This window comes from Propioniciclava coleopterorum (assembly GCF_011393335.1).
GTDB lineage: Bacteria > Actinomycetota > Actinomycetes > Propionibacteriales > Propionibacteriaceae > Propioniciclava > Propioniciclava coleopterorum.
Genome location: NZ_CP049865.1, coordinates 1396992 through 1411299, shown reverse-complemented (window position 1 = coordinate 1411299; position 14308 = coordinate 1396992). Strand labels below are relative to the sequence as shown.

Sequence of the window (14308 nt, the reverse complement as noted above, 5' to 3'; positions counted from 1 at the left end):
CATGTCCACCTTCAATCGTCGTAGTTTCCTCGGCCTCGCCGCCGGCGGGGTCGCCCTGGCAGCCACTGGCTGCACGCCCGGCGGTGGCGCCTCGCCCCAACCCACGGCCGCGGGGACGCCGGGCGCCGGGGCGTCCGGCTCGCTCAAGGTCGGCTGGTACGGGGGAGCGCCCGTCCACGCCGCCATGGACAGGTGCTGAAGGGGTTCACGGCCGCCAACCCGGCGATCGCCACCTCGGGGACCGGGGTCGCGTTCGCCGACTACTGGGACAAGCTCGCGACGGAGACCGCCGGCGGCTCGGGCCCCGACGTGTTCCGCATGTCCATGACGTACTTCACCGAGTACGCGTCCCGGGGCGCCCTGCGCGACCTCACGGCGGACGCCGCGTCGACGATCGACGCCTCCACCCTGGACGCCGACGTGCGCGACTCCGGCCTCGTGGGCGGCAAGCTGATGGGGATCGGCCAGAGCTCGATCGCCCCCGCCCTGTTCTCGCACGGCGGGATGCTGCAGGCGGCCGGGGCGAGCGTGCCCGACGAGTGGACCTGGGCCGACTTCCAGACCTGGGTGACCGACTTCGCCAAGAACGCGGGCCCGGACAAGTGGGGCACCACCGACCTGGGCGGCAACTTCCAGATGTTCGACGTCTTCGCCCGTCAGGAGGTCGGCAACCAGTTCGACCCCGAGGGCAAGCTGCTGCTCGACCAGGCGGTCGTCGAGGCCTGGTACGCGATGTGGGACGGCCTGCGCCGCGGCAAGGCGGCCCCGCCCCAGGACGTCACGGCGGCCGGCGGAACCTTCGAGACCAACCCGATGAGCAAGGGCCAGGCCGCCCTGACGGCCGGGTGGGTGCAGCAGGTGACGTTCTTCCAGCCGCTCATCGCGGACGGGACGGTGGCGGTCAGCCCGCTGCCGCAGAAGGTCAAGGGCGACCTGTCGGGGCTGTTCGTCAAGGCCCTCGACTTCTGGTGCGTCTCCGCCACGACCAAGGCGCCCGAGGCGGCGGCCGCGCTCGTGGACCACCTGATCAACGACTCGGCGGCCACCAAGGAGATCGGCCTGCTGCTGGGCGTGCCGCCCACCGGCTCGGCGCGCGACCAGCTCTCCAGTGCCGGCGGCGCGACCACGGCGGCGATCGACTACGTCGAGAAGGTCACGCCGAAGGCCGGGAAGGCCCCCGGCCCTTGGCCCAAGGGGTACGGCGAGTGCCTGTCGGCCTTCGGTCGGGCCAACGAGTCCGTCGGGTTCGGGCAGGCGACGCCGGCCCAGGCGGCCCAGACCTTCCTCAGCGAGGCCAAGGCCGCCCTCGGCGCCTGATCGGAGACCCATGCACCGACGTCGCTGGAAGGCCTACCTGTTCCTGCTGCCGTGGCTCATCGGTCTGGTGTGGTTCACGCTCGGCCCGATGGTGTGGTCGCTGTACTACTCCTTCACCGACTTCAGCCTGCTGCAGGCGCCCAACTGGGTCGGCGGGGACAACTACGCCCGGATGCTGACCGACGCCCGCTTCCACGCGTCGGTGCGGGTCACGCTGATCTACGTCGCGGTCTCGGTGCCGCTCGAACTGGTCGCCTCCCTGGGCCTGGCGCTGCTGCTGAACCAGGGGATCAAGGGCCTGGCGGTGTACCGCGCGATCTACTACGTGCCCAGCCTGCTGGGCGGCAGCGTCGCGATCGCGGTCCTGTGGCGCCAGATCTTCGGCCCCGACGGGCTGGTCGACAAGGGGCTGGAGCTGGTCGGCGTCCACGTGCCCGCCCTGATCTCCAGCCCCGGGACCGCCCTCGGCACGCTGGTGGCCCTGCGGGTGTGGCAGTTCGGCGCCCCCATGCTGATCTTCCTGGCGGCGCTGCGGCAGGTGCCCGCCGACGTCCTGGAGGCGGCGCAGATCGACGGCGCCGGCCCGGTGCGGCGGTTCTTCGCCGTCACCCTCCCGCTCATCACGCCCATCGTGTTCTTCAACCTGGTGCTGCAGGTGATCGGCGCGTTCCAGGCCTTCACCCCGGCCTACATCATCTCCGGGGGATCGGGCGGCCCCGCCGACTCGACGCTGTTCTACACCCTCTACCTGTACCAGCGGGCGTTCGGCAGCTTCCAGATGGGCTACGGGGCCGCGATGGCGTGGGTCCTGTTGATCGTGATCGGGCTCTTCACGCTCGCCAACTTCCTGGTCGGGAAGTACTGGGTCTACTACGAGGACGGTGGCCGTGTCTGACACCGAGACGCTCACGAGGGACCGCCAGCGGGCCAGGGACGCCAACCGGCGTCGCACCTCGGCGATCCGGCACGCGTTCCTGGCCGCGCTCGGCTTCGTCCTGTTCTACCCGCTGCTGTGGATGCTGGGCAGTTCGTTCAAGCGCACCGACCAGATCTTCTCCGAGGCCGCGCCCTGGACGACGCAGCCGATCCTGGACAACTACGCCCGCGGCTGGGACGCCACCGGGCTGCCGTTCGGCTGGCACATCGGGCTGTCGCTGGCCATCTGCGCGCTCACGATCGTCGGGAACTGCCTGTCCTGCTCCCTGACCGCGTACGCGTTCGCGCGGATGAGGTTCCCCGGCCGCCGCATCCTGTTCGCGGTCATGCTGGTGACGATCATGCTCCCGGCGCACGTGACCCTGATCGCGCAGTACTCCATGTTCCGGACGCTGGGGTGGGTCGACACGATCCTGCCGCTGGTGGTGCCGAAGTTCTTCGCCGTCGAGGCGTTCTTCGTCTTCTTGATGGTCCAGTTCATCCGCTCGATCCCGGTCGAACTCGACGAGGCGGCGCGGATCGACGGGTGCGGCGACTTCGGGATCTACGCGCGCGTCATCCTGCCGCTGCTGACGCCCGCGCTCGTCACGACGGCGATCTTCTCGTTCATCTGGGCCTACAACGACTTCTTCAGCCAGCTCATCTACCTCAGCAGCCTCGACCGGCTGACGGTCCCCCTCGCCCTGCGCCGCTTCCTCGACGGGGCCGGCCACTCCGACTGGGGGCGATGTTCGCGATGAGCATCATCTCCATCGTGCCGGTGCTGGTCGTGTTCGTCCTGTTCCAGCGCAGGATCGTGGAGGGGATGGCGACCACGGGGCTGAAGTGAGGCGGCCGCGGCGGGACGGGCTGCCGCCCGGGCGCCGGCGTGGTGGAATGATCGCGTGACCGCACGCAGCAGACCACCGCGCCTGGTCGATGTGGCGGAGTTGGCCGGCGTGTCGATGCGCACGGTCTCCAACGTGGTGAACGACTACCCGCACGTCTCCGACGCGATGCGCGAGCGCGTCGAACGCGCGATCGCCGAACTCGGCTACCGCCCGAACCTGCAGGCCCGCAACCTGGCCAGCGGCAGGACCGGCCTGATCGCGCTGGTGGTGCCGCGCCTGGAGATGCCGTACTTCGCCTCGCTGGCGCAGCAGATGCTGGAGAAGGCGGAGGACGCGGGCACCGTCGTGGTCGTCCAGCAGACCCACGGCTCGCGCGAGGTCGAACTGCGGGCGCTGGAGGGGCGATTCGGCCAGCGGATCGACGGGATCGTGCTGAGCGCGATCACCCTCACAGACGAGGACGTCGCGAAGCGGCGGTCGAACCTGCCCCTGGTGCTGCTCGGCGATCAGGACTGGCACGTCGCGGTCCCCTCGGTGGCGATCGATCAGGTCGCCGCCGCCGAGGCGGTCACCGGGCACCTCCTGGACGCGGGTGCGCGTCGGGTCGCGATCGTCGGGGGCAACCACCATCTCGGCGGTCGACGGCACGGCTGGGCGCGGGCCCACGAGGCCCGGGGGGCGCGGCCGGCGCCGGACCTCGAGGTGGCGACGCCCGGCGTCAGCGGCGACGACGGGGTCGCGGCCGGACGCCGGATCGCCGCGATGCGGCCGGTGCCGGACGCCGTGTTCTGCGTCACCGACTGGCTCGCGCTCGGAGTGATCCGGAGCCTGCAGCGCGCGGGGCTGCGCATCCCCGAGGACGTGGCCGTCGCCGGCTACGACGACATCCCCTACGGCCGCGCGTCCAACCCCACCCTCACCACCATCGCGCCCGACCGCGCCGAGATCGCCCAGCTCGCGCTGCGCGCGGTGCTCGAGCCGGGTGCCGAACCGGTGCGGCACCGCGCCGGCTGGCGCCTGACGGTCCGCGAGTCCAGCGGCGGGCGGCCCCTTGTGGACCCGACCGGTGCCGTCCCGGAGGCGGAAGCGCGGCCCACCCGCTGATACGCGGCCCGGACGGCGTTGGCGGCGCGTGCTAGCGTCCACACCATGACCAACGCATCGGGGATCGGCGCCGCGCGCGCCGCTGCCCACGTGATGTGTCGGTGTTGTCGCCCCAGGGCCTGACAACACCTGCCTGACCGCCCGTTCCGCCCGAACGCGCCGCGGTCGTCGAGCACCACAGGCGTCCGCGGACGTGTTGTCGGGCGACGAGCACCGTCGACCACCACCACCCGAAGGAACCCTCATGGCCGCCATCTTCGACAACGCCACCGCCCTCATCGGACGCACCCCGCTGGTGCGCATCAACCGCCTCTACCCCGACTCGCAGGCCCAGGTCGTGGCCAAGCTCGAGTTCTACAACCCCGCCAACTCCGTCAAGGACCGCATCGGCGTCGCCATCGTGGACGCCGCCGAGGCGTCCGGCGAGCTGAAGCCCGGCGGCACCATCGTCGAGGGCACCTCCGGCAACACCGGCATCGCGTTGGCCATGGTCGGCGCCGCCCGCGGCTACAAGGTGATCCTCGCGATGCCCGAGACGATGTCCAAGGAGCGGCGCGCGCTGCTGCGGGCCTTCGGGGCCGAGCTCGTCCTCACCCCGGGCCCCGAGGGCATGCGGGGCGCGGTCAACAAGGCCGAGCAGATCGCCGCCGAGACGCCGGGCGCGGTCCTGGCCCGCCAGTTCGAGAACCCCGCCAACGTCGAGATCCACCGCACGACCACGGCCGAGGAGATCTGGAACGACACCGACGGAGGCGTCGACATCCTCGTCGCGGGCGTCGGTACCGGCGGCACCATCTCCGGCGTGGGCCAGGTGCTGAAGGAGCGCAAGCCCGACGTGCGGATCGTCGCGGTCGAGCCGGCCGAGTCGGCGATCCTGTCCGGCGGGCAGCCCGGCCCGCACAAGATCCAGGGCATCGGCGCCAACTTCATCCCCCCGATCCTCGACCGCGACGTGATCGACGAGGTCATCCCCGTGGCCTCCGAGACCGCCGTCGAGTGGGCGCGCCGCGCGGCCCGCGAAGAGGGCCTGCTCGTGGGCATCTCCTCGGGCGCCGCGCTGGCCGCGGCCGGCGAGGTCGCCGCGAAGCCGGAGAACGCCGGCAAGACGATCGTCGTGATCATCCCCTCGTTCGGCGAGCGGTACCTCTCCACGATCCTCTACGCCGACCTGCTCGACTGAACCCGCTCGTCGCACCGCCCGGACGGCAGCCGCCAGGCTGGTCCGTCCGGGCGGCGTGACGCAGAATGGGGTGTACGACCCGCACGCACGATCCAGGAGTCTCCTCATGGGCAACAAGCACGTGGTCATCATCGGTTCGGGGTTCGGGGGCCTGTTCGCCGCCAAGGCGCTCAGGCACGCCGACGTCGACATCACGCTGATCAGCAAGACGCCCAACCACCTCTTCCAGCCGCTGCTCTACCAGGTGGCGACCGGCATCCTGTCGGAGGGGTCGATCGCGCCGGTGACCCGCGACATCCTCAAGCGGCAGCGCAACATCCGCGTCGAGACGGGGCTGGTGACGGGCATCGACGTGACGGACCGCCTGGTCAGCCACCGGTTCCACGACGCCGTCCTGCAGACGCCCTACGACACCCTCATCGTCGCGGCGGGCGCCGGCCAGTCCTACTTCGGCCACGACGAGTTCGAGACGTTCGCGCCCGGCATGAAGACCATCGACGACGCGCTCGAGCTGCGCGCGCGGATCTTCTGGGCCTTCGAGCTCGCCGAGGTCGAACCCGACCCGGTCGAGCGGGCCCGCCTGCTCACGTTCGTGGTGGTCGGCGCCGGCCCGACCGGCGTCGAGATGGCCGGCCAGATCCGCGAGCTCGCCAACACGACCCTCGCCGGACAGTTCCAGTCGATCGACCCCCGCGACGCCCGCGTCATCCTCATCGACGGCGCCGACCAGGTGTTGCCGCCGTTCGGCCCCAAGCTGGGCGCCAAGACGCAGCGCTCCCTGGAGCGTTCGGGCGTCGAGGTCGTCCTCAACAGCATCGTCACCGACGTCACCGCCCAGCAGGTGGTCTACCAGCCCAAGGGCGAGCAGCCCGTCACCGTGGGCTCGGTGTGCAAGGTGTGGGCGGCCGGCGTCCGGGGCAGCACGCTGGGCAAGGTGCTGGCCGAGCAGACCGGCTGTGAACTCGACCGGTCGGGCCGCGTCGTGGTCACCCCGCAGCTCACGATCCCCGACCACCCCGAGATCTACGTCATCGGCGACCTGGCCGCCGTCCCGGGCGTCCCGGGCGTCGCCCAGGGGGCCATCCAGGGCGCCAAGTACGCGGCCCGGCGCATCAAGGACGCCGCCGCGGGCCGCCCCGTGGGCGAGGAGCCGTTCTCGTACTTCGACAAGGGCTCGATGGCGACCATCTCGAAGTTCGCCGCGGTCGTGAAGGTCGGCCGGATCGAGATCACGGGCTTCCTGGCGTGGGTCGCGTGGCTGTTCCTGCACCTGCTCTACATCGCCGGCTTCAAGAGCCGCATCACGACGCTGCTGCACTGGATGATCAGCTTCCTGGGCACCGGACGCACCGAGCGCGTCTCCACGAACCAGCAGCTGGTCGGACGCCTCGCCATGGAGGCGCTGGGTCAGCGCGTCACCGGCAAGCTGCTGCGCGGGGAGAAGGGCGGCACCGACGAGCCCCGCACCACCCACTGACGGCGCGGGGCCCCGGGGCCGCCGCTCAGCAGCCGCCCCAGGTGCACATCTGCGGGAGGGCGTGGCGCACGGTGGCCCGCATCTCCCCCGCCACGTCGGCGCGGCCGCTCCACACCGGGCCCAGGTACTCCCCGCCCTCGGTGGCGAAGGTGACGGCCCGCCCCTGCCGGACCCACAAGGTGGCGTCCCCGCCCGGGGCGTCGGTCCAGGCGCCGTTGACGAACATCTGCGCGTGGCTGCCGGTCGTCAGCGCTTGCTGGCCCAGCCCGGTCGGGCGGGTCAGCTCGAACACCGAACGCGAGGCGCCCTCGGTGCCCGTGCCGGGCTGCCGGCCCTGGCAGGCGGTGACGCCGGCGCGGACCTGCTCCAGGAAGAGAGTGGCGGCAGCGTCGTTGGGGAACACGAGGACCCCCTGCACGCTGGTGCTCTCGCCCTCGGACGCCATCAGGGTGCGTCCGGCCTCGACCTGGCCGAGCGCCCCCAGTTGCACCCGGCCGGACGCGTCGCAGTAGACGAGCGCCGAGTCGCCGGCGGTCCACCCCGCCTTGGCGCGTCCCGGGGCCGCGTCCCCGCTGAGCGTGAACGTGCCCAGGCTCCCGAAGCTCCCCGGGGCCTCGATGGTGTTGCCCCACTTCTTCGGGGCCGTGGGCGTCGCGGGGCCGCCGGACGCCGTGGGCCGGGCGGTGGGCGTCCCCGGGCCGCCGCCCGGGCTCGTCCGCGTGCCGGTCGGCGTCGCCGTCGGGCCGGCGGTCGTCGGGTTGGGGGTCGCCGTCGGCCCGGTGGGCGTGGGGGAGGGCGACGTGGGGGTCGCCGTCGGGGTGGGGGACGCGCTCGGGGTCTGGATCGGCACGGCGTCGCGTGGCTCGCGGGGGAGCGCGGCCCAGACCGTCACCCCGGAGGCGGCGATCACCGCGACCGCGGCGGTGGCGACCATGGCCCGCCGACGGCGGACGGATCGGCCGCGGGCGGCGACGGCGCGGCCGAGGGTCGCGGAGTCCGGCAGGTCGGGTGCGGCGTGGCGCAACTCGTGGCGCAGTTGGTTCTCATCCATGGGGCTCATGACCGGCTCCTCGTGGCTTGCGCGGCCTCGCCCCGGGAGCGGAGGCGGGACAGCGCCCGTGAACAGGTGGATTTGACGGTGCCGACCGAGACGCCGGCCGCGGCCGCCACCTCGGCCTCGGGGAGGTCCACGTAGTACCGCAGGACGACGATCGCGCGCTCCCGCGCCGACAGGGCGGCGAGTTGCCGGACGATGAAGTCGCGATCGTCGGCCACGGCGTAGGCGTCCTCGGAGCGCGGGTCGGGGGAGGTGTCGGGTGGCTCGATCGTGGTCGTCTCGTAGCGCCGGCGCCGCCAGCGGTCGGTCGCCAGGTTGACCAGGATGCGCCGCGTGTAGGCGAGTTCACCCGTCGGGGTGATGCGGCGCCAGGCGAGCCATGCCTTCACCAGGGCGTCCTGCAGCAGATCCTCCGCCGCCTGCCGGTTTCCGGTCAGGAGGTAGGCGGTCCGCCGCAGGGAGCCCTGGTGCACCTCCACGAACCCGGTGAACGCCGAGTCCCGATCTGTGGCCGTCATGCCCTCCAAGACGTACGACCCCCTCGTCGGGTTGCGTGAAGTTGGGATCCGGTGGCTACACCTGGTCCAGCATCTGCCGGATCCGCGCCTCGGCGCGCTGCGTCAGGTCGGGGTTGGCGCTGGGGTCGCCCGTGGACTCGTCCCCTTCGTAGGTCAGGGTCACGAACCGGCCCTTGCGCGCCAGGTTCGTCAGGTCGGCGCCGGGGGACTGCACCCAGGTGCCGTTGTCGCTGTACTCCCACCAGGATCCGATGCGGATGCTCTGCTCGCCGAGGCCCGCCACGGCGTCGACCTTCTGGCTGGGGCGGAAGCCGCCGTCGTCGGTGCGGCCCTGGGCGGGGCACTGCGCGTAGGCCGCGGCCGCTTGGTCCATGAAGGCCTTCGCGGAGGCGTCGTCGGCGAACACCAGCAGGCCGTTGCCCTCGACGTGCTCCGGCCCGCTGGAGGCCTTGATCCGGGTGGCGGTGAGCTTGTCGAGCGCCGGCGCCGCGATGCCGACCTCGTCCAGGCACGCGACGCGCCAGGGCGTCGTCTCGAAGGCGGTGGTCTCGCCGGTGGCGGCTCGGCCCTCGTCGGGCAGCGTGAAGCCCTGGGGGACCTGCCCGATCGCCCCGGCGATCACGCCGTCGGTCGTCTCCGGCGGCAGCGTGCGCGTCGGCGTCCGGGTCGGCACGGAGTTGGTGGGCTTGGCGGTGGTCTTCTTCGGGGTGCTGCTGGGCGTCGCCGTCCGGGCGGGCGTCGAAGACGCCGTCACGGTCGGGGTCGGCGAGGGCGCCGGGACCGAGGGGGTGGCGATGGGGCCGGAGGTGGCGCAGCCGGTCAACGCCAGGGTGGCGACACCGGCGAGGATGATGCGCTTCACAGGGAGCCCTTTCGATCGGAAGCCCCCATTGTGCCCGCTCGCGGCCATCCGGCGCGCATCGCGCCCAGGGTGTGGCGCCGCGGGGCGGCGGCGCGACCGTCCTGCTGGTCGCGCCGCCGAACCCTGCGGATCAGACCGGGCGCGTGGCCGGCGCGTTCTTCGCGGTCAGGTCCGCGTCGCTCTGCACCACGTCGCCGAGCGCCGCATCGATGGCGGCCAGCACGTCTGCGTCCAGGGTGACGTCGACGGCCTTGGCGTTGTCGACGACCTGCTCGGGCCGCGAGGCGCCGATGATGGCCCCGGCGACGTTCGGGTTGGCGAGCACCCACGCGACGGCGAGCTGAGCCATGGTGATCCCCAGGTCGTCGGCGATGGGCTTGAGGTTCTGCACGCGCGTGAGGACGTCGTCGTTCATGAAGCGCGAGATCATGTTGGCCCCGCCCTTCTCGTCGGTCGCCCGCGACCCCTCGGGCGCCGGCTGCCCCGGCAGGTACTTGCCCGTCAGGACGCCCTGGGCGACCGGCGACCACACGATCTGGCTGACACCGAGTTCCTCACAGGTCGGGACGACCTCGGACTCGATGACGCGCCACAGCATCGAGTACTGCGGCTGCGAGGACACCAGCTGGATGCCGAGGTCCTTGGCCAGCGCGTGGCCGGCCCGGATCTGGCCGGCGGTCCACTCGCTGACGCCGATGTAGTGGGCCTTGCCGGCGCGCACCACGTCGGCGAACGCCTGCATGGTCTCCTCCAGCGGCGTCTCGGCGTCCCAGCGGTGCGCCTGGTAGAGGTCGACGTAGTCGGTCTTGAGGCGCGTGAGCGACCCGTTGATCGACTCCATGATGTGCTTGCGCGACAGGCCGACGTCGTTGTGGCCCTTGGGGCCGGTCGGCCAATAGACCTTGGTGAAGATCTCCAGGCTCTCGCGACGCTCGCCGGCCAGCGCCTCGCCGAGCACCGTCTCGGCGGCGGTGTTCGCGTAGACGTCGGCGGTGTCGAAGCTCGAGATGCCGGCGTCCAGCGCCGCGCGGACGCACGCCTTGGCGGCGTCGTTCTCGACCTGCGAGCCGTGGGTGAGCCAGTTGCCGTAGATGGTCTCCGAGATCTTCATGCCGGAGTTGCCGAGGTACCGGAACTTCATGGTGAACCCTTTCAGGAAGCGTGACGCCCATCCTTGCATCCGCCGTCGGTGTGCGGTCCCGGGGCCGGCGCACCGGGGTCGTTGCACTCGGTTGCCACGGTGGTCGGGTCGCTCGGGTGGCGTTGCAGATACGCCGACTGCGACGCCTACGCCGTCGCCGACTGTGACGCCGACGCCGACCGTGACGCCCACGCCACTGCGACGCCCACGCCCACGCCGACTGTGACGCCCACGCCGACCCCGACTCCCACGCCGACGGCGACGCCGAGCACGACGGCCAAGCCCAGCGCGACCCCGACGCGCGGCGTCCCGGCCAAGACGGGCGCCGAGGGCACTTGATCTGCCCGTGGGCCTGATCGGTGCGGCCGGCGGTCTCATCGCCGCGGCGTCCGGCGGCGCCCTGCTCGCCTCCCGTAGGCGGCACTGACGCCGGGTGGATGAGCGCGTGACACGGCGGGCGACCGCCGGGCTCCTCGGCCTGGGCCTCCTCGCGGCGGCCTGGGCGGGTGGACTTGGCTGTCGCCCGCCGACGTGTCCCCGCTCGGACCCCGGACGCCTTGTGTGTGTCAGCTGCTGCCTCAGCGAGGGCCGCCGCAGCGATTTCAACATCGTGGTGATCGCCGAGCTCGTCCCTGCCTGACATCGTTGTGGGCATCGGCGCGTCCCCGGGCGTCCGCTCGGCCGGCGCACCGCGTGGCCACAAGGGGCGACACGGGGACCCCTCCCCCTCCGCGAGGCCCCTCCGTACCGCTAGTCTCCGCGATATCCCCCGCATTTTGTCCATTTCTCTACGGGGGAGGTCCCTGTGAAGTACACGATCGGCATCGCGGCCGCCAGCACGCTGGCCTTGGGTGCCATGCTCGTCAGCCCACTCGCCGTCAATGCGGCCGGGCCGGAGGAGAAGCACCGGACGGCTTACGTCTGTAAGTTCGTCGGGAAGCCCGGTGAGGCGGAGCGGCTCAAGGAGGGCAGGCAGCCTTTGGAGCTAACGGCCAAGAGTTGGTGGGCAAAGGGCACCGAGTTCGGCGACGCTCAGGAGCGTTCGGTCGTGGTGGGGTTCAAGGGCGACCCCGGTCCGGCTCCCACGCGAGCAACGTGTGAGGCGCTGATCAAGCCGACGCCGACGCCGACGAGGACCAAGACGCCGAAGCCGACGGCGACGCCGACGAGGACGCCGAAGCCGACCGCGACGCCGACGAGGACGCCGAAGCCGACCGCGACGCCGACGAAGACGCCGAAGCCGACCGCGACGCCGACGAAGACGCCGAAGCCGACCGCGACGCCGACGAAGACGCCGAAGCCGACCGCGACGCCGACGAAGACGCCCAAGCCGACCGCGACGGCGACGAAGACGCCGACGGTCACGCCGAAGCCGACCACGCAGAAGCCCAAGCCGACCACCACGCCCGACCGCGGCGTGCCCGCCAAGACGGGCGCCGAGGACAGCGGCCTGCCGGTCGGCCTGATCGGGGCCGGTGGCGCCCTGGTGGCCGCCGCGTCGGGTGGCGCGCTGTTCGCGTCCCGTCGCCGGCACTGATGCCGGGTGAATGACCGGGTGACAAGGCGGGTGACCGCCGGGATCCTCGGTCTGGGCCTCCTCGCCGGGGCCTGGGCCGGATGGTCCTGGCTGTCCCCGCCGGACCCGGTCGACCCCACCGAAGGGGTCGTGGTGGCGAGCACCGCGACCCCCTCGGGCCTTCGGCCGACCTCGGCCGCCTCGCACCCGCCCGAGCCGACGCCGAGCGTCGCGCCCGGGACGTCGTCCAGCGTCCCCGAGGCGGCGGCCCGGGTGACGCCGACGCCGAATCCGCAGCAGGGGACGCGCGTCCTGCGTTTCGAGTTGCCGAGCGCCGGCTACGCCAGCGACGTCGGGACGATGGAGGTCGCCGACAAGGGCGCCATCTCGCCCCCGGACTTCCGGCGCACCTGGTGGATCCGCGATCGCGGGGTCCTGCCGTCCGCCGCCGCGACCGACACCACCTACCTCGCGTGCCACACCGATGCCAAGAAGGCGGTGACGGCCGTGCCCTGCAACAAGGTGAATCTGGGCAACGTCCCGGTGGGAGCGGACGTCCGCGTCACCACCGATACCGAGCAGCTCACCTACCGGATCACGGACGCGCTCAAGATCCCCCGCGACGATTTCGCCTCGGACGCCGCGGTGTGGGGCGTCAACCCCGGCCGGCTGGTCTGGGTGAGCTGCTACCTCAGCGAGGGTCGCCGCAGCGACTTCAACATCGTGGTCATCGCCGAACTCGTCCGCTCCTGACCGACCCGGCCCCGCCGGGTGAAGGAGGCCTGCCACCGGCGTCGTACGCGCTCGGCGAGATCGGGGACCGTGGTACCAGGCAACAAATGGATAACGAAATCGTGCGGAGTTACCGTGGACGTGATGACTTCGCAGCGCCCTTCTTCCCTCGCACCCCTCGACCGACCGGCCTCCCCGGCGTCGCCTGACGCGCCCCCGGCGCGCCAGGACGTCCCCGCCGATCCGCCGCCCACGTTCAACGTCTCGATGACCGCCGTCGTCGCCGGCGCGTTCGCCGCCGTCACCTCAGCCCTGGTGGGATCGCGGCTCGGCACCACCGGCACCCTGATCGGCGCCGCCCTCGGTTCGATGATCGGCGCCCTCGCGACGGCGCTCTACACCTGGAGCATCCAGCGCACCGTGCACGTCCTCAAGGCCGTCACGCCCAGGACGCGCGGCCGAGCGTCCGGGGACCACGCGGCCCTCGACCCCGCCGACCACGACCTCACGTCGTCGTCCCCGGCGCTCGCCGCCCAGGACGCGTCCGCGGACGGGCCCACCCCGGAGCGGAGCGGCCTCTCGGTCCGGGCTCGCTGGATCCTCGCGGGGATCGCAGCCGCGGCACTGGCGTTCGTCGTGTCGCTCCTGGTCATCACCGGGTTCGAGAAGGCGACCGGGTCGTCGCTGTCCGGTGGCCAGGGCACCACGATCCAGCAAGCCGCGCGCCCCGCCGACACCGCGCCGGCCGACCAGCAGGACCGCCCCGCCGCGCCGCAGCCGACGCTCACCCCCGCCGGCAACGTGAGCGCGACGCCGGAGCCGCCGACCGCGGCGCCGTCCGCCACGCCGGAGCCGACCGATGCGGGCGACGGCGCGACCGCCACGCCGCAGCCGAGCAGCGGGCCGACCACCTCCCCGCAGCCGACGAGCGCCCCGGAGCCCACCACGGTCGCCACCGAGCAGGCGGCCGTCGGGTCACCGGCGCCCCAGCCCAGCGCCCCCCAGACCCCGCGCGGCTGACCGTCGGGACAGAGCGTCCCGGCGCCACGGCCCGCTCAGAGCCGCGGTGCCTCGAACGCCGGTAGGGCCCTGCGGCCACGTCGGGGTCGTCGCCCACGGCCACGCGCGCTAGGAAGGCTCGTCGGCGTTGATGAGGTAGGCGGCCGCCCGCAGCGCGTACGCGCGCAGTTCCTCGGCGGCCCCCTCGGGCAGCCCGAGTCGGTCGACCGCCCGCTCCATGCAGCCCACCCACGCCTGCGCCACGGCGGGGGTGATCGTGTAGGCCATGTGGCGCATCTTGAGCATCGGCGCCCCCCGCGACTCCGAGTAGCCGTGCGGGCCGCCCCAGAACTGCTCGTAGAACAGCCGCAGCCGGGTCTCGGCACCCGCCCAGTCGTCGGCGGGGTAGATCGGGCCGACGACCGGGTCGGCGCGGACCTCCTCGAAGAAGCCGCCGATCAGGGCCGCGAAGGTGGCGCGGCCCCCGACGTGGTCGTAGAAGGTCTCCGTTTCGTCCGGTGGGGCGTCCATGGGCCCATTCTGGAAGCGGAAACGGCCGCCGGGGCGGTGTTGGCGGAAGTCGCCCATCCCGTCCACCCCGCGCATCCGGGGCCGCCGGCGGAGCCCCGGCTAGCATGG

Annotated in this window: 15 protein-coding genes; 10 read left to right on the top strand and 5 right to left on the bottom strand. The window is 72.5% G+C overall.

Going from position 1 to position 14308, the window contains the following annotated elements; genetic code table 11:
* Window position 1 precedes the first annotated feature (1 nt).
* From G7070_RS06800 to G7070_RS06770, 7 genes are all read left to right on the top strand, one after another.
* Complete coding sequence (locus G7070_RS06800; RefSeq protein WP_166232994.1) at window positions 2-199, top strand: hypothetical protein; 198 nt, start codon at window positions 2-4, stop codon at window positions 197-199.
* A complete protein-coding gene (locus tag G7070_RS06795; protein WP_166232992.1) occupies window positions 193-1317 on the top strand; it encodes an extracellular solute-binding protein in 1125 nt (374 codons plus the stop codon). The genes G7070_RS06800 and G7070_RS06795 overlap by 7 nt, the downstream gene beginning before the upstream one ends.
* Before the next feature lie 10 nt (window positions 1318-1327).
* Window positions 1328-2212 carry a carbohydrate ABC transporter permease gene (locus G7070_RS06790; RefSeq protein ID WP_166232990.1) on the top strand — a complete coding sequence of 295 codons (885 nt, stop codon included), beginning with the start codon at window positions 1328-1330 and terminating at the stop codon, window positions 2210-2212.
* Complete coding sequence (locus tag G7070_RS06785; RefSeq protein WP_211198159.1) at window positions 2205-2993, top strand: carbohydrate ABC transporter permease; 789 nt, start codon at window positions 2205-2207, stop codon at window positions 2991-2993. Before G7070_RS06790 ends, G7070_RS06785 begins: the two co-directional genes overlap by 8 nt.
* A 144-nt stretch (window positions 2994-3137) precedes the next feature.
* Window positions 3138-4187 (top strand): LacI family DNA-binding transcriptional regulator, encoded by a 1050-nt coding sequence (locus G7070_RS06780; protein ID WP_206079992.1) that lies wholly within the window; start codon window positions 3138-3140, stop codon window positions 4185-4187.
* A gap of 244 nt (window positions 4188-4431) precedes the next feature.
* Window positions 4432-5367 carry a cysteine synthase A gene (gene cysK, locus G7070_RS06775; RefSeq protein WP_166232988.1) on the top strand — a complete coding sequence of 312 codons (936 nt, stop codon included), beginning with the start codon at window positions 4432-4434 and terminating at the stop codon, window positions 5365-5367.
* 106 nt (window positions 5368-5473) lie between these two features.
* Window positions 5474-6844 (top strand): NAD(P)/FAD-dependent oxidoreductase, encoded by a 1371-nt coding sequence (locus tag G7070_RS06770; RefSeq protein WP_166232986.1) that lies wholly within the window; start codon window positions 5474-5476, stop codon window positions 6842-6844.
* Between the two features lie 25 nt (window positions 6845-6869).
* On the opposite strand, the gene G7070_RS06765 is transcribed toward G7070_RS06770, so the two are convergent.
* The 4 genes from G7070_RS06765 to G7070_RS06750 form a co-directional block, all read right to left on the bottom strand.
* On the bottom strand, window positions 6870-7904 hold the full coding sequence (locus G7070_RS06765) for a hypothetical protein (RefSeq protein WP_166230672.1): 1035 nt from the start codon (window positions 7902-7904) through the stop codon (window positions 6870-6872).
* Window positions 7901-8419: a SigE family RNA polymerase sigma factor gene (locus tag G7070_RS06760; RefSeq protein WP_166232984.1), complete on the bottom strand. Its 519-nt coding sequence runs from the start codon at window positions 8417-8419 to the stop codon at window positions 7901-7903. Before G7070_RS06760 ends, G7070_RS06765 begins: the two co-directional genes overlap by 4 nt.
* Before the next feature lie 55 nt (window positions 8420-8474).
* Window positions 8475-9281, bottom strand: coding sequence for a membrane lipoprotein lipid attachment site-containing protein (locus G7070_RS06755; protein ID WP_166232982.1), 807 nt, complete (start codon window positions 9279-9281; stop codon window positions 8475-8477).
* Window positions 9282-9411: 130 nt separating this feature from the next.
* Window positions 9412-10422 (bottom strand): aldo/keto reductase family protein, encoded by a 1011-nt coding sequence (locus G7070_RS06750; protein ID WP_166232980.1) that lies wholly within the window; start codon window positions 10420-10422, stop codon window positions 9412-9414.
* A gap of 805 nt (window positions 10423-11227) precedes the next feature.
* Here G7070_RS06750 and G7070_RS06740 point away from each other — a divergent pair.
* The 3 genes from G7070_RS06740 to G7070_RS06730 all read left to right on the top strand — a co-directional run bounded on the left by G7070_RS06740 (window position 11228) and on the right by G7070_RS06730 (window position 13690).
* Complete coding sequence (locus tag G7070_RS06740) at window positions 11228-11959, top strand: hypothetical protein (RefSeq protein ID WP_166232978.1); 732 nt, start codon at window positions 11228-11230, stop codon at window positions 11957-11959.
* Between the two features lie 30 nt (window positions 11960-11989).
* Window positions 11990-12691, top strand: coding sequence for a class F sortase (locus G7070_RS06735; protein WP_166232976.1), 702 nt, complete (start codon window positions 11990-11992; stop codon window positions 12689-12691).
* 123 nt (window positions 12692-12814) lie between these two features.
* Complete coding sequence (locus G7070_RS06730; protein WP_166232974.1) at window positions 12815-13690, top strand: hypothetical protein; 876 nt, start codon at window positions 12815-12817, stop codon at window positions 13688-13690.
* A 108-nt stretch (window positions 13691-13798) separates the two neighbouring features.
* On the opposite strand, the gene G7070_RS06725 is transcribed toward G7070_RS06730, so the two are convergent.
* Entirely contained in the window at window positions 13799-14200 is a 402-nt protein-coding gene (locus G7070_RS06725) for a globin domain-containing protein (protein ID WP_166232972.1), read from the bottom strand.
* Between the last annotated feature and the right edge of the window lie 108 nt (window positions 14201-14308).

Bases quoted from the DNA above. Each gene is read 5' to 3' on its own strand.
- G7070_RS06750 (WP_166232980.1), bottom strand. From the start codon at position 10,422: ATGAAGTTCCGGTACCTCGGCAACTCCGGCATGAAGATCTCGGAGACC.
- G7070_RS06770 (WP_166232986.1), top strand. From the start codon at position 5,474: ATGGGCAACAAGCACGTGGTCATCATCGGTTCGGGGTTCGGGGGCCTG.
- G7070_RS06800 (WP_166232994.1), top strand. From the start codon at position 2: ATGTCCACCTTCAATCGTCGTAGTTTCCTCGGCCTCGCCGCCGGCGGG.
- G7070_RS06790 (WP_166232990.1), top strand. From the start codon at position 1,328: ATGCACCGACGTCGCTGGAAGGCCTACCTGTTCCTGCTGCCGTGGCTC.
- cysK (WP_166232988.1), top strand. From the start codon at position 4,432: ATGGCCGCCATCTTCGACAACGCCACCGCCCTCATCGGACGCACCCCG.
- G7070_RS06765 (WP_166230672.1), bottom strand. From the start codon at position 7,904: ATGAGCCCCATGGATGAGAACCAACTGCGCCACGAGTTGCGCCACGCC.
- G7070_RS06730 (WP_166232974.1), top strand. From the start codon at position 12,815: ATGACTTCGCAGCGCCCTTCTTCCCTCGCACCCCTCGACCGACCGGCC.
- G7070_RS06760 (WP_166232984.1), bottom strand. From the start codon at position 8,419: ATGACGGCCACAGATCGGGACTCGGCGTTCACCGGGTTCGTGGAGGTG.
- G7070_RS06725 (WP_166232972.1), bottom strand. From the start codon at position 14,200: ATGGACGCCCCACCGGACGAAACGGAGACCTTCTACGACCACGTCGGG.